14 protein-coding genes are annotated in these 14,239 nt (G+C 65.9%); 1 reads left to right on the top strand and 13 read right to left on the bottom strand.

Features of this window, described 5'->3' with window-relative positions:
• Window positions 1-61: 61 nt before the first annotated feature.
• From VGN82_RS03760 to modA, 8 genes are all read right to left on the bottom strand, one after another.
• On the bottom strand, window positions 62-730 hold the full coding sequence (locus VGN82_RS03760) for an RraA family protein (protein ID WP_327525649.1): 669 nt from the start codon (window positions 728-730) through the stop codon (window positions 62-64).
• Window positions 731-744: 14 nt separating this feature from the next.
• Complete coding sequence (locus VGN82_RS03755) at window positions 745-1,551, bottom strand: carbon-nitrogen hydrolase family protein (RefSeq protein ID WP_327525648.1); 807 nt, start codon at window positions 1,549-1,551, stop codon at window positions 745-747.
• Between the two features lie 158 nt (window positions 1,552-1,709).
• On the bottom strand, window positions 1,710-2,594 hold the full coding sequence (locus VGN82_RS03750; protein WP_327525647.1) for a LysR family transcriptional regulator: 885 nt from the start codon (window positions 2,592-2,594) through the stop codon (window positions 1,710-1,712).
• A 158-nt stretch (window positions 2,595-2,752) separates the two neighbouring features.
• Window positions 2,753-4,183, bottom strand: coding sequence for an aldehyde dehydrogenase family protein (locus VGN82_RS03745; protein ID WP_327525646.1), 1,431 nt, complete (start codon window positions 4,181-4,183; stop codon window positions 2,753-2,755).
• Between the two features lie 226 nt (window positions 4,184-4,409).
• On the bottom strand, window positions 4,410-4,790 hold the full coding sequence (locus VGN82_RS03740; RefSeq protein WP_327525645.1) for a winged helix-turn-helix domain-containing protein: 381 nt from the start codon (window positions 4,788-4,790) through the stop codon (window positions 4,410-4,412).
• A gap of 71 nt (window positions 4,791-4,861) precedes the next feature.
• A complete protein-coding gene (modC, locus tag VGN82_RS03735) occupies window positions 4,862-5,950 on the bottom strand; it encodes a molybdenum ABC transporter ATP-binding protein (protein WP_327525644.1) in 1,089 nt (362 codons plus the stop codon).
• Window positions 5,947-6,645 (bottom strand): molybdate ABC transporter permease subunit, encoded by a 699-nt coding sequence (gene modB, locus VGN82_RS03730; protein WP_327525643.1) that lies wholly within the window; start codon window positions 6,643-6,645, stop codon window positions 5,947-5,949. The genes modC and modB overlap by 4 nt, the downstream gene beginning before the upstream one ends.
• Before the next feature lie 46 nt (window positions 6,646-6,691).
• Window positions 6,692-7,495 (bottom strand): molybdate ABC transporter substrate-binding protein, encoded by an 804-nt coding sequence (gene modA, locus VGN82_RS03725; RefSeq protein WP_327525642.1) that lies wholly within the window; start codon window positions 7,493-7,495, stop codon window positions 6,692-6,694.
• Window positions 7,496-7,648: 153 nt separating this feature from the next.
• Between modA and VGN82_RS03720 the strand changes: the two genes are divergently transcribed.
• Complete coding sequence (locus tag VGN82_RS03720) at window positions 7,649-7,855, top strand: TOBE domain-containing protein (RefSeq protein WP_327525641.1); 207 nt, start codon at window positions 7,649-7,651, stop codon at window positions 7,853-7,855.
• A gap of 100 nt (window positions 7,856-7,955) precedes the next feature.
• Here the strand turns inward: VGN82_RS03720 and VGN82_RS03715 are convergent, their stop codons facing one another.
• The 5 genes from VGN82_RS03715 to VGN82_RS03695 all read right to left on the bottom strand — a co-directional run bounded on the left by VGN82_RS03715 (window position 7,956) and on the right by VGN82_RS03695 (window position 14,216).
• Window positions 7,956-8,939: a succinylglutamate desuccinylase/aspartoacylase family protein gene (locus VGN82_RS03715; protein ID WP_327525640.1), complete on the bottom strand. Its 984-nt coding sequence runs from the start codon at window positions 8,937-8,939 to the stop codon at window positions 7,956-7,958.
• Window positions 8,940-8,971: 32 nt separating this feature from the next.
• Complete coding sequence (locus tag VGN82_RS03710; protein WP_327525639.1) at window positions 8,972-9,793, bottom strand: ABC transporter permease; 822 nt, start codon at window positions 9,791-9,793, stop codon at window positions 8,972-8,974.
• Window positions 9,794-9,801: 8 nt separating this feature from the next.
• Window positions 9,802-10,737: an ABC transporter permease gene (locus tag VGN82_RS03705; protein ID WP_327525638.1), complete on the bottom strand. Its 936-nt coding sequence runs from the start codon at window positions 10,735-10,737 to the stop codon at window positions 9,802-9,804.
• 106 nt (window positions 10,738-10,843) lie between these two features.
• Window positions 10,844-12,433 carry an ABC transporter substrate-binding protein gene (locus VGN82_RS03700; RefSeq protein WP_327525729.1) on the bottom strand — a complete coding sequence of 530 codons (1,590 nt, stop codon included), beginning with the start codon at window positions 12,431-12,433 and terminating at the stop codon, window positions 10,844-10,846.
• 157 nt (window positions 12,434-12,590) lie between these two features.
• Window positions 12,591-14,216, bottom strand: a complete 1,626-nt coding sequence (locus VGN82_RS03695; RefSeq protein ID WP_327525637.1) for an amidohydrolase — start codon at window positions 14,214-14,216, stop codon at window positions 12,591-12,593.
• Window positions 14,217-14,239 lie beyond the last annotated feature (23 nt).

Below are 14,239 nucleotides of genomic sequence, written 5' to 3'. Positions count from 1 at the left end.
CTCTGTTGTTGCGCGGGCGGTGCTCCGCCCGTCGTCAGGTCTGGTCGATTGATCGGGTCTTTCAGGATTTCGCGAGCTTGCCCTCCACCAGCGCGGTCGCGCCGGAAATGTCGGGCAGCTTTTCGCCCTTGCGCAGGCGTTCGAGCAGCACGAGCTCGTTCTGCTGCATCTCGATCGCCTTTCGCGCATAGGCCTCCGCCGTAACAGCCTTCAGGACCACGACGCCGCTTTCGTCGCACAGCACCGCGTCGCCCGGCTCGATCGTCTGCCCGCCGACGCTAACCGGCACGTTGATCGCACCTTCCGTGCCAAGGATCTTGGTGGTGATCGGCGAAGGACCGCGGCACCACATCGGCATGTCGGTCTTGACGATCTCGGAGAAGTCCGTGGCCGGGCCGTCGATGACGCCGGCCGCGACGCCAGCATTCTTCATCGCATGGGTGACGACGCCGCCCCAGCAGGCATGCTTGGTGTCGCCACAGCGGTCGATCACGACGATATCACCGGGGCGCACCAGCTTGGTCAGGTAGTGCAGTGCCGTCGAATCCGCGTGCGGGATGCGGATCGTCACCGCCGTTCCGGCGATGCGCTTCGTCGGCAGCACCGCCTTGATCTCGCGGTCGACAAAGCCCGAATGCAGGACATGGCCGATGGTTGCGACCTCGCATTGCTGCAGCAGGGTAACGAGATCGCCGGAGATCTGCGCCGGCATGGGATTGACGATGAACATGGAAGGCTTCCCGATCAGGCGATGTCGTGGTGGTTGGCGACCGGCACCGCCGCGCGGACCTTCGCCGTATAGTCGAAATCGAGCCGGCCGCTGGTCGTGCCGACGCCGTCCGATGCCTGGGCAGTGATGTGGCCCCAGGGGTTGATCACCATCGAATGGCCGTAGCAGGCATTCTTGCCCTGGGCGTGCGTGCCGGTCTGGCCGGTGGCGAGGAACCAGGTCTGCGTCTCGCAGGCCCGCGCCCGCGCCAGCAGTTCCCAATGGTCCTTGCCGGTCATCAGGGTGAAGGCGGCGGGCAGGACGATGACGTCGGCGCCGGCGTCGCGCAGCTTGCGGAAGAGCTCCGGGAAGCGGATGTCGTAGCAGATGGCACAGCCGACGGTGGTTTCGCCGACCTTGTAGGTGACGACGTCACGCCCGCGCGACACCATGTTGGACTCGCGATAGCTCACGCCGCCGGGCGCATCGACGTCGAAGAGATGGATCTTGCGGTAATGCGCGATCTGCTTGCCGTCGGGTCCGAAGACAATCGTCGCATTGAAGTAGTCGTCGCCGTCGCGCTCGGCGACGCTGCCGGCATGGATGGTGACGCCGTGCTTCTCCGCGAGGCCCGACATCAGGCGATAGCTCTCGCCGTTCGGGAAGGTCTCGGCGCTCTCGCGCATTGCCGCCGGGCTGCCGTCGAGAAACGCGTAGTACTCGGGCAGGACGATGAGGTCGGGCCGGTCCTCGGCTACGACCTTCTCGACCATGGCCCGGGCCGTCTTGAGGTTCGCGGACTTGTCGTCCTGCGAGTTCATCTGGATGAGTGAGACCTTCATCGGCATTTCTCCCCGCTGTCGGTGCGGCAGGAGAGCAAACGCGCGGCAGGCCGGCAAACGCGAAATTCTTGTTCGCCCTGACAAGAATTGCTTATGACAGCGGCGTGACCAGTGCCTGCCTGTTGTCGAGGCAGATTGTCATGGGCGCCGCGGCCGCCTCACGACGCCGCGATTTCCGCTGCCATATCGGCGATCAGGGCCGGCAGCGTGTTTCCCGGATTGTCGTTGAAGACGGCGTGGAAATGCAGCGGCGGCAGTTTTGGCTCGACATCGAGCACATGCAATTCGCCGGTATCGAGGAACTCCTGGACCACCACTCGCGGCAGCACGGCGACGCCGACGCCATCGCGGATCAGCCGCGTGATGGTGGCGAGCGAGTTCGAGTTGAACACCCGCACCGTCTCGGTGTCGATGCCGGACGTCTCGATCGCGCGCAGCACCGCATGATGCGGCTGCGAGCCTTTCGAGTAAGCGAAGATCGGGTAGGCGGCGAGATCGGCTATGGCGAGCGGGCCCGGCTTGAGCGCGAGCTTGGGCGAGCCGATCCAGAGGCAGTCGAAGACGCAGAGTTCGATGTTGCGGATATGCGGCGCGACCACCGGGCCCATGATCAGGCCGAGATCGATCTGGCCGTCCTGGATCTGGCGGGCGAGGTTCAGGCTGGTGTCGACGTTGAGATCGACAGCGACGTTCGGATAGGTTTCCTTCACCCGTTCGATCAGCCGCGGCAGCCAGGCGTAGACGACGGAATCGACCGTGCCGATCAGCACCGTCCCGCGGATCTGACCGGCATCGGCGATCGAGCGCTCGAGCTCCGCCACCATCCGCATGATCGCCTCTGCCTGAGGCAGGGCGCGCTGGCCATGCGGTGTCAGCCCGACATTGCGCAGGTCGCGCTCGAACAGGCGCACGCCGAGTTCGCGCTCCAGTGTCGCGATGCGGTTGGAGACCGCGGCCTGCGTGGTGCAGAGCTTGTCGGCGGCGACGGAGAAGTTCCGCAACCTGGCGACCCAGACGAAGGTTTCGAGAAATTTGAGATTCACGCCATGCCACGTCAGCTGCACGCGCCCAAGCGCGGGAAAGGCTGACTTAGCGCCGTTTGGGGATGGCCGTGAAGTGCGTCGTGAAGCCCACGCCTTGTATCGACGCCTTTTCGTGGCGACTGGCGGCCGGCACGCGCAGTGCCGGCCGCCAGGATGGCTCACGCGACCGCGTAGCCGACCGTACCCTTGATCTCGAGGAACTCCTCGAGCCCGAAATCCGCATACTCACGCCCATTGCCGGACTGCTTGTAGCCGCCGAAGGGAGCGCCCGCGTCCCAGGCCGGGTAGTTGATGTAGACATTGCCCGAACGCATCTGCGCCGCGACCTTGCGGGCGCGGTCGAGCGAGCCGGACTGGACATAGGACGCCAGGCCATAGGGCGTATCGTTGGCGCGCTGCACGACCTCGTCCTCGCTCTGATAGGGCAGGATCGAGAGCACCGGGCCGAAGATTTCCTCACGCGCGATCGTCATTTCGTCCGTGACGTTGCCGAAGATCGTCGGGCGGACATAGTAGCCGCGATTGAGTTCCTCGGGACGCCCCGGACCGCCCACCACGAGATCGGCGCCTTCCTTGATGCCGGCCTCGATCAGCTTCTGGATCTTGTTGTACTGGGTCTCGCTGACGACCGGGCCGAGGAAGGTGTCGTTCGAGGCGGGAGCTCCGACCTTGAGCGGCTCGGCCACGGACTTGGCGATGGCAACCGCCTTGTCGTGCAGTTCGGCCGGCACGAACATCCGGGTCGGCGCATTGCAGGACTGGCCGCTGTTGCGCATCACGCTCTCGACACCGAGCTTCACGGCGCGGTTCAGGTCGGCATCGTCGAGGATGATGTTGGCCGACTTGCCGCCGAGTTCCTGATGCACGCGCTTGACCGTATCCGCCGCCGCCTTGGCGACCAGGATGCCGGCGCGCGTCGAGCCGGTGAAGGAGACCATGTCGACGCCCGGATGGCGCGAGATCGCCTCGCCGACCGTCGGCCCATCACCATTGACGAGGTTGAACACGCCCTTCGGGATGCCCGCCTCATGCACGATCTCGGCGAAGAGGATCGCGTTGAGCGGGGCGATCTCCGACGGCTTCAACACCATGGTGCAGCCTGCGGCCAGTGCGGGCGCGACCTTGCACATGATCTGGTTCATCGGCCAGTTCCACGGCGTGATCATGCCGACGACGCCGATCGGCTCCTTGGCGATCAGCGTCGTGCCGCGAACCTCCTCGAACTCGAAGTTCTCCAGCGTCTCGATCATCTTGGCGAGGTGAGCGGTGCCCATCCCGGCCTGGGCTCTGGTGGCAAGCTCGATCGGCGCGCCCATCTCGCGCGACAGCGTCTCGGCCATCTCGGCGTAGCGCGACTTGTAGACCTCGAGCAGGCGCCGCATCAGGGCAAGGCGCTCCTGCTTGGAGGTCGCGGCGAAGGCAGGGAAGGCGGCGCGCGCAGCCGCTACGGCCTTCTCGACATCGGCCTCGCTGCCGAGCGCGATCGTGGCGATGGCCTCTTCGGTGGAGGGATCGATCACTTCCAGCGTCTTGGACCCTGACGGCTGGACCCATTCGCCGTCGATGTAGAATTGCAGGTTGTGCGACATTGAGAAGGCCTCCTGAGGCTTACACGAATGGTCTTCGACCGGGTGATCTTTGGCGCCGAGACCGCCTGCCCTGCCTGCGCAGGCGGCGGCGAACCAGGCGATTGCGCTGCCCGTGACGGCTGCGACGCTATATTTTTCTGAGCCCAGCGCAACGCGACGCGACGCTGGGCTGCGATGCCCGCCATGCCTGAGGCTAACCGGATGGCCGTCTGCGAGGCGGCCGCGCTCACGGCGTGGCTGGAAGCTCCGCCGCAGCCTCCTGCAGCGCCTCGATATGAAGGGAAGCGGCCTTCAGCGCCTTGCTTTCGATCGCACGATAATGGGCGACGACTTCGCGCCCCATGGCTGTGAGATGGGCTCCGCCGCCATTGGCGCCGCCCGGCGCCGCCTCGACCAGGGGACGTCGGAACATACGATTGAGATCATCGATCAACAGCCAGGCGCGGCGGTACGACATCTTCATCGAGCGGCCGGCGGCGGAGATCGAGCCGGTTTCCTCGATCGCTTCGAGCAGATCGATCTTGCCTGGCCCCAGCCGTCCGGTCGGCACCAGATCGACCCTGACGCTGAGCAGCGCATCCGGTCTCTGCCGCGTGGGTTCAGCCATGTCCGCATCCTCTACACATGCATCCACTCTAGACCATTTCCGAGCGGCGGCACTGTCCCGACCGACCATCATCAAGGGGTGTCGATCGACACGCTCTTGATCACGGCATGGACGGCCCTGCCCTTGGCGAGCGACAGTCCGTCGACGGATTTGGCGGTCAGCCGGGCGAGGAGCTTCTCCCCGCCGCAGTCGATCAGCAGTTCCACAGCCCCGCCGGCGTGGCGCTGGCCGATTTCGGCGATCGTGCCGGGCAGAATGTTCAAGGCGCTGACGCCGACTGGCGCGCCCAGGCTGATCAGAACGTCGCTGGCGAGGATGCGAACGCGCGTGCGCGCTCCGACCGGAAGGCCGCTGCGCGCGACCTGAAACGTGCCCGCCGCCGTTTCCAGCGAGGTGAGGCTGTATGCGTCGTCATGGCCGGCCACCCGCGCCTCGAAGATCGAGCCAGCCTCGGCGGCCCCGGAGATGCCTGCAATGTCGAGCTGCGACATCACGCTGGCCATCGGGCCGCAGGCCGTGACCCGGCCCTGGTCGACGGTAACGAGCGTCGTCGCCAGCCGCGCGACCTCGGCAACCGAATGCGAGACATAGACGATCGGGACGCCGGCCTCGTCGCGCAGGCGCTCGATATAGGGCAGGATCTCCGCCTTGCGGGCCTCGTCGAGCGAAGCCAGCGGCTCGTCCATGAGCAGAAGCCGCGGCTTCGAGAGCAGCGCGCGGCCGATCGCGACCCGCTGCTTCTCGCCGCCGGAGAGTGCGCCGGGCCGCCGTTCGAGCAGATGGCCAATGCCCAGCAACTCGAGCACACCCGCAAGGTCGCTGCTGGCCTTGGCGGCGCGCGGCGCGAACCAGTGCCCGAAGAGCAGGTTCTGCCGCACGCTCAGATGCGGGAACAGCCGCGCCTCCTGGAACACGTAGCCGATCCGGCGGCGGTGCTTGGGCACCAACACGCCGGCGTGCGTGTCCACAAGCACCTGCCCATCGACCACAACGCGTCCCTGCGTCGGCGCAATCAGCCCGCCGATGATGTTGACGAGCGAGGTCTTTCCCGAGCCGGATCGACCGAACAGCGCCGTCAGCCGGCCGTCCGACGAAAAGGCTGCATCGAGCGCGAACTGGCCGAGCCGATGCTGGACGGCAACTTCGAGGACGGGGCTCATTCGACGGAAATCCGCCGCCCGACCAGCCGCGCCAGCCATTCCGAGACGAACAGCGCGGCGACCGAGATCGCGATCGAGATCAGCGTCAGCCGCATCGCGCCGGCATCGCCATTGGGGACCTGGGTGAAGGTGTAGATGGCCGACGGCAGGGTCTGCGTCTCGCCGGGAATGTTGGAGACGAAGGTGATGGTCGCGCCGAACTCGCCCATTGCCTTGGCGAAGCACAGGATCATGCCGACGAGGATACCGGGCAGGCAAAGCGGCAGCGTCACCACGAGGAAGACCCAGGCCCGGTTGGCGCCGAGAGTTCCGGCCGCATCCTCGAGCTTGCGGTCGACGGCTTCGATCGAGAGGCGGATCGCCCTGACCATCAGCGGGAAACCCATCACCGCGCTGGCGAGCACGGCGCCCGTCCAGCGGAACGACAGCACGATCCCAAACCAGTCGTAGAGCAATTGGCCGACGGGCCCTCGCCGGCCGAACCAGATCAGCAGCAGGTAACCGGTCACGACCGGCGGCATGATCAGCGGCAGATGGACGATGGCGTCGAGGATCGACTTGCCCCAGAACCGCCCGCGCGCCAGCAGCCACGCGACCGCAAGCCCGAGCGGCAGGCTTGCCAGCATGGCCGTCGTCGCGACGATCAGGCTAAGACGAACCGCCGTCCACTCTTCCGGAGAAAGCCAGTCGCTCAACGGACCCGCCGCCTGCCGGTTTCCTCACCCCCCCGCGACAACGCGATCAGGTCGCGTTCGCGGGCTTGTTCAGGACGGTGAAGCCCTGCTTCTCGAAGGCTGCCCTGGGGCCGGCGCCGCGCAGATAGGTCAGGAAGCCCAATGCGTCCGAATTGGTCGAATCCTTGGTCACGGCGACCGGATAGAGGATCGGCGGATGCGAATCTTCCGGGAAGGTCGCGATGACCTTGACCTTCGGATCGGCAGCGGCGTCGGTCGTGTAGACGATGCCGAGCGGAGCCTCGCCACGCGAAACCAGGAGCAGCGCGGCACGCACATTGTCGGCCTGTGCGACCTTGTCCTTGACCTTGTCCCAGCCACCGAGCTTCTCCAGCGCCGCCTTGCCGTACTTGCCGGCCGGGACGGAGTCGACATTGCCCATCGCGAGCTTGCCCTGGCCGAGCGCGGCGGAAAGGTCGGCGCCCGGCGCCAGCGTCAGCTTCGCGGTCGAATCCGACGGAGCGATCAGGGCGATGCGGTTCGCCAGCAATGTGATGCGGGTATCTGGCTTGATCAGGCCCTTGCCGGCCGCATAGTCCATCCAGTCGAGATCGGCCGAGAGGAAAAGATCGGCCGGCGCGCCCTGCTCGAGCTGCTTGGCCAGCACGTTGCTGGCCGCATAGGAGATCTTCGGGGCGGGCTTGCCGGTCTCCTTGACCCAGGCGGCGGCGGTCTCGTCCAGCGCGTTCTTCAGGCTGGCGGCAGCGAAAATCACGAGCTCCTTCGGCTGAGCCTGGGCGGCACCGATGACGGGCGAGAGGCCAAGGAGGAATGCGGCAGCTAGGCCCAGCACATTGCGTCGGATGATCATCGTTCCCGTCCTCGTCACATTGCCAATCGTTCGCTACGAATGGATATAGCGAGCCGCGCAAAACGTCGAGGGCCCTCTCGGGGGAAACTGGACAGCGCAGCGAGACTGTCGATACCAGCCAGGCACCCGCCCGATTTGTGAAGGAGCATTCCCATGAAGATCAGCGCCCGCAACCAGCTCAAGGGCACCATCGTCGAGATCACCAAGGGGGCGACCACGGCCCATGTCCGGCTCGATGTCGGCGGCACGATCGTGACTTCGGCCATCACCAATGCCGCCGTCGACGACCTGAAGCTCACTGTGGGCCAGCAGGCCTATGCGGTCGTCAAGGCGTCCGACGTAATGATCGCCATCGACTGACGCGGGACGTCCGGGAAACCCAGTCCCGCCCGAGATTGGGGACTGCGAATGCATGAGCCCCGGCCGCCGGGCCGGGGACTCCGAGCAAACGAAGGCATGTTCAGCCCTTGCGGTGGCTCGTCACGCCGAAATGATAGAGCGGCTCGCCGGGATTGGCGGTCATACTCGGGAAGATGATGAAGCCGTCGCTCGGCGCGGTCACGGCCTCGCCGTTGGCACGCCGCGCCAGCACCGCGCCCTTCGGCACTGCGTCGCCGGTCTTCCAGCCGCCCTCGGCCACGTCGCCCTTGGTCTCGCAGATCACCACCTCGGTCATGTGGATGATCGTGTCGAGGGCCGAGGGTGGCGGCGGCGCATCGATCAGACCGAGATGCGCCAACGTGTTGCGGATCGCGGCATAGCCGACCTCGATGGAAGCCGGGTCCTCATGCGAACCGCATTCGAGCGTCACGGCGTAACCGCCGGAGAAGCGCATGAACTCGGTCGTGCCGTAGCCTTCGGTCACGGCAAGCGGCGGCAATTTCAGCCGTTCGCGCGCAGCGATGATCTTGACGTAGTTGTCCAGCCAGCCATGGATCGCGACAGGGACGCCGAGGCAGGCCGCCAGCGCCAATTCGGCGGCATCGTGCCGGAACGGCTCGAGCTCGCCGGTGTTGTTCTCCGGCCCGAAGAAGACGAAGGGCACGCCCTCGCCGCGGAAGGAGTGCACGTCGAGCAGCATGTCGTGCTCGCGAAGCAGGGCGGTCAGCCGGGCGCCGATCCTGTCCTCGTTGTCGACCGGCTGCGGCCGCTCATACATGTCGCGGTTGAGGTTGCGGTCGCCTTCGCGGGTGTTCTGGCGGTAGGCCTTGGCGTTCGTTACCGGAACGAAGGTGACCTCGCCGCGCCGGATCAGCAGGCGCCCGCTGCGGCAATCCTCGATGATGCGGGCGATCGCGTTCGGGCCGCAGGTCTCGTTGCCGTGGACGGCGCCGAGGACGAGCAGCTTCGGCCCGGCCTTCAGGCCATGGAAGCGTACGCTCTCGAGCGGGGCGTGGTCGTCGGCGGGCACGGTCCAGGCCGGTGCGGCTGGCTGGGTCGGCATATCTGCAGATATCCTGATGGTGATGTGGAGGCTCAGGCCTGACGCGTCCGCGAATGCGGGTCAAGGATGTCGCGCAGTCCGTCCCCGAGCAGGTTGAGGCCAAGCACGGTCAGGAAGATCGCCAGCCCCGGGAAGATCGAGATCCAGGGCGCGGTCGAGATCTGGTCGCGCGCATCCGACAGCATCGAACCCCAGCTCGGGAAGGGCGGGCGGATGCCGAGGCCGAGGAAGGAGAGCGAGGCTTCCGCCAGCACGGCACCGCCCATGCCGAGCGTGCCGATGACGATGATCGGGCCGGCAATGTTCGGCAGGATCTGCGTCGCCATGATGCGGAAGGTGCCGTAGCCCAGTGAGCGGGCGGCCTCGACATAGCCCATCGCCTTGACCGAAAGCGTCGCGGCGCGCGTCAACCGGCAGGTGAAGGACCAGTTGGTCAGGCCGAGCGCGATCAGCAGGCTGGTCAGGCCGGGGCTCAGGATCGCCATGATCGCCAGCGCGAAGATCAAAGACGGGATCGCCAGCATCATGTTGGTCAGGCCGTTGACGAAATCGTCCCACCAGCCGCCGAAATAGCCCGCCGAGAGGCCGAGGGAGACACCGATGATCGTGTTGATCAGTTGCGAGACGATGCCGACGGTGAGCGAGATCCGGGCGCCGTAGAGCACGCGGCTGTAGATGTCGCGGCCCTGCGCGTCGGTGCCGAACCAGAATTCGGAACCGGGCGGAACCTCGGCGTTCATCAGGTTAGCGTCCATGACCGGGTCGGTATGGGCGAACCAGGGGGCGAAGACGCCGCCTGCCACGACGAGCGCGAAGCAGGCGCCGCCGATCCAGAGATTGGCACGGAACTTCATCGGCAAGCCTAGCTGTACTTGATGCGCGGATCGACGACGGCGCAGAGCACGTCGACGGCGATGTTCACGACGAGAAAGAAGAGCACGATCGTCAGGATGCAGCCCTGCACCACCGGAATGTCGCGCAGCGTCACGCTGTCCACCAGCAGGGAGCCGAGACCAGGCCACGCGAAGAGCTTCTCGACCACGACGGCCTGGCCGATGACCGAGCCGAACTGCAGGCCGAGCGTCGTCAGCACGATGACGAGCGCGTTGCGCAGCACGTGCCAGCGCATGACCCTGATCTCGCTCGCCCCCTTGGCGCGGGCGGTTCGAATGAAGTCGGCGTTCATCACCTCGAGCACCGCGGCGCGCGAGGTGCGCGCCAGCAGCGCCAGCGGCGAGACGCCGAGCGCGATCGCCGGCAGGACGATGTAGCGCAGGTCGCCGTCGCCATAGCCGAAGCTCGGGAACCAGCCCAGCGTCAGTGCGAAGGCGTACATCAGCAGCAGGCCGAGCCAGAACATCGGCAGCGACAGGCCGGAGACCGCGAAGATCATCGACAGCATGTCGATCCAGCTTCCCGGCTTGAGCGCTGCGAGGAAGCCGAGCGGCACGCCGATGACGATGGCGAAGAACATCGCCGCGAATGCCAGCTGCAGGCTCGGCCACAGCCGTTCGGCGAGTGCCCAGACCACCGGCTGTCGGGTCCGGAAGGAGTTGCCGAGATCGAAGGTGACGAGGTCGCCGATATATTTGGCGAAGCGGAGATGGAGCGGATCGTTGAGGCCGAACTGCTCGTTCATCCGCGCGATGGTGGCGGCGTCCACGACACTGCGCCCGTCAGCCATCTGCGTGCTGGCGAAATTGCCCGGGATGACGCTGAACAGAACGAAGATCAGGGCCGCGACCGCCAGCAGGATCGGGATCGCCTGCAGCAGGCGGCGAAAGACATAAGGCAACATGGCGAGGGCTCCTGAGCGCCGCTGCACGTGTCGTCGGTGACGACCGAATGCGGAAAGGCTCCCGCCATCCGGCCCACAGGCCGGATGGCGGGAGCGCAGCGCGAGCTTACTTCGCCGCCGGCGAGGAGGCGTCGACCCAGAGGTCCTCGTAGCGCTGCAGCGCGAGCTCGGTCGAGTTCGGCTGGAGGCCATGCAACCAGGGCTGATAGGCCATCACAGCCTTGTTGTAGTTGAAGAACCAGACCGGAGCCTCTTCCTGCAACAGGGCATTGGCCTTCTTCAGCAGGTCGAGCTGCTTGGCCGGATCGGTCTCGGCCGTGGCGTCGTCGATCAGCTTGTCGAAGGCGTCGTTCTTGAAGGTGGTGTAGTTGCAGGACGAGCGCGGCGTCGCGGAGTGGAAGCACTTCAGCGCCGTCAGCGTGTCCGGGCCCGAGGTGTTCGACCAGATATAGGCCTGGAAGTCACCGCCCACGACGACGCCGCCGAGCGCGGAGGTCTCGACCGGCTTGACCTTCACCTTGATGCCGACCTTGGCGAGCATCGGGATCGTTGCCTCGACGATCGGGATGCCCCAGCTCTCGTTCGGCGTCGCGGTCCATTCGAACTCGAAGCCATCCGGATAGCCTGCCTCGGTGAGCAGCTTCTTGGCCTTGTCCGGATCGAAGGCGTAGGGCTTGGCATCCTTGTCGAAGGCCGGCGAGGAGAGCGGCAGCCAGCTCGACGCGCGGAAGGCCTTGTCGCGAACCAGGCGCTTGATGATCAGCTCGCTGTCGATGGCATGGTTGATCGCCTGGCGAACCCGCTTGTCGGAGAAGGGCTTGAATGTCGGATTCATGCCCATGTTGCGGGTGAAGACCTCGGCGACTTCCAGGATGCCCTTCGAGAGGTTCGCATCGGCCTTGTAGGCGACGTACTGGGTCGCGCCCAGGATCGAGACGTCGATCTCCTTGTTGCGGAAGGCGACGTCACGCGCAGCCGCCTCGCCCATCGGCGAGATCACCAGCTTGTCGGCATAGGGCTTGCCGGCCTGGTAGTACTTCTCCCAGCGCTCGAAGCTCATGCGCGAGCCGGGAATATGCTCGACGAACTTGAAGGGGCCGAGACCGATCGGCTTGTTGAAGAAGTCGGGCGCCTGGGCCTCCTTGGCAGGCAGGATCGCGGTCGTCGCCTGGAACAGGAAGTAGCCGGGATCGGCCTTGGCCGTCAGCGTCATCTCAAGGGTGAAGTCGTCGATCTTCTTGAGGCCGGAGATCTCCTTGGCCTGGCCCTTCTGGACCTCGGTCCCGCCCTGGATGCGGGCGATGTAGCGCGCGCCGGGATAGTTCTTCGCGCCATCCATCAGGCGGGTATAGGTCCAGATGATGTCGTCGGCGGTCATCTGGCGACCGTTGTGGAAGAAGGCGTCGTCGCGCAGCTTGAAGGTGTAGACCTTGCCATCCGGTGAGACGGAGACGCTCTTGGCGAGATCCAGCGCCGGCTTGCCGTTCTTCGCATCCCATTTGTAGAGCATGCTGTGCAGCGCGTAGCCGTAGATCTCGTCCTGGATCTGGTTCGAGACGTGGCTGTCATTGCTGACGAAGGACGCGCCGTAGGGCGCCGTGAACCGAATCGTCCCGCCGCGACGAGGCTCCTGTGCCTGGGCCTGCACCGTGAAAGCCGCCAGCGTCAGCGCCGTGGCAAAGGCAAATTTCTTCAACAACACGATCTACTCCTCCCGTTTGGCCATCCACTCCGGCTGATCCGGAGTTGTTTGCTTCTATGGGGAACCATAACGGCTTTGCCGTTCATGTCTTCCCCTCATGCTCAATTATTTGGCAGATCCCCGGCTGCCATCGGGCCCCTGCCCGGCTGCCTCAAGCCGCTCCCCGCTCGAAGACGACGTCGCCGCCCAGGATCGTGAGATCGCAGCGCGTGTCCTTGAGAATGTCGGCGGGATCGGCGGTGAGGAGATTGCGCGAGAACACCGCCACATCGGCCAGGAAGCCCGGCGCGAGGCGGCCCTTTACGGTCTCCTGCTTCTGCGAGAAGGCGCCGAACTCGGTATAAGCCTGCAACGCCTCCTCGATCGAGACGCGCTGGCTTTCGTCCATCACCGTGCCCTTCCAGGTCTTGCGGGTCAGCATGGTGTGGAAGTTCGGGAAGGGGTTCGGGTCGCAGACCGGCGCATCGCTGCCCGTCGCCGGCTTCAGGCCGAGGTCGAACCAGGTGCGGAAGGGATAGCTCGGCAGGGCGCGCTCCGGCCCGAGCACCTTGACGTAGGCATCACCGAAATCATGGATGAAGACCTGCTGGGGGCAGGGATAGATGCCGGCCTTCACCATGCGCTTATGCTGCGCCGGTGTCGAAAAGCCGCAATGCTCGATGCGGTGGCGCCGGTCCGGATCGGGATGAGCGGCGAGCGCCTTCTCATAGGCGGTGATCAGCTGCTCGATCGCGGCATCGCCGATAGCGTGGCAGGCAAGCTGGTAGCCCTTCACATGGGCGTCGAGGACCATGCGCTCCAGCTCGGCATCGTCCCACATCCAGACGCCGGTGGTCTTGTCCTCGCCGAGATAAGGCTCGGTCATCCAGGCGGTGCGCCCGCCGGCCGAGCCGTCAAGGAAGAGCTTGACCGCGCCGATCATGAGCATGTCGTCGCCGGTGCCGGAGATCAGCCCGGCGGCGTGGCATTCCGGCACGATCGAGCGGCCGTCATCGCCGAGCAGCGTCAGCCATGTGCGGACCGGCAGGCGGCTGTCGCGCTTGGCGCGGTGGTAGGCGCCGATCTCGCGAAAGCCGCCCTTCTGGCCGACGGCCGCGTCCATGCAACTGGTGATGCCAAGCGAGAGCAGATAGCGCCCGCCGCGCTCGATGCCGGCGATCAGGTCCTCCTCGGTCGGCGCCGGGATCGCGGCCTGGACGGGAGCGCGGGCATTCTCGGCGAGCAGGCCGGTCAAGCGGCCGTTCTGCTGCTCGATCAGCCCGCCTTGCGGGGTCGGCGAGCTCTCGTCGATCCCGCCTAGACGCAGCGCCTCCGAATTGCAGATCGCGACATGGCCGCAGGTGCGCACCAGCATCACGGGATTGTTCGGTGCCGCGCGGTCGAGTTCCTCGCGATAGGGATGGCGGCCGGTATCGAGTTTGGTCTGGTCGTAGCCGCGCGAGAGGATCCACTCGCCGGGCTTCAGCGTCGCGGCGCGGGCCGAGATCGCAGCGAGCAGCGCCTCCAGCGTCGGCGCGGCATCGGGTTTGGAATCGACCCAGCCCATCGTCATGCCGAGCGAGACGAGATGAAGATGGGAATCGTTCAGGCCCGGCGTCGCGAGGCGGCCCTTCAGGTCGATCACGCGGGTCTTCGGCCCTACGAGCGGCGCGATCTCGTCGTCCTTGCCGGTCGCCAGCACCCTGCCCTGCCAGATCGCCAGGGCGTCGACGACGCCATCCTCGCGCCCGCACCAGATCGGTCCGTTGCGCAGCACGATATCGGCATGCACAGCCATGGTTGCCTCCTGTTTGTCAGTTG

The sequence above is a fragment of the Allobosea sp. genome (genome assembly GCF_035999205.1).
In the GTDB taxonomy this organism is placed as follows: Bacteria; Pseudomonadota; Alphaproteobacteria; order Rhizobiales; family Beijerinckiaceae; genus Allobosea.
The sequence above is the reverse complement of the archived record's forward strand: the minus strand, read 5'-3'. Positions and strand labels throughout refer to the sequence as shown.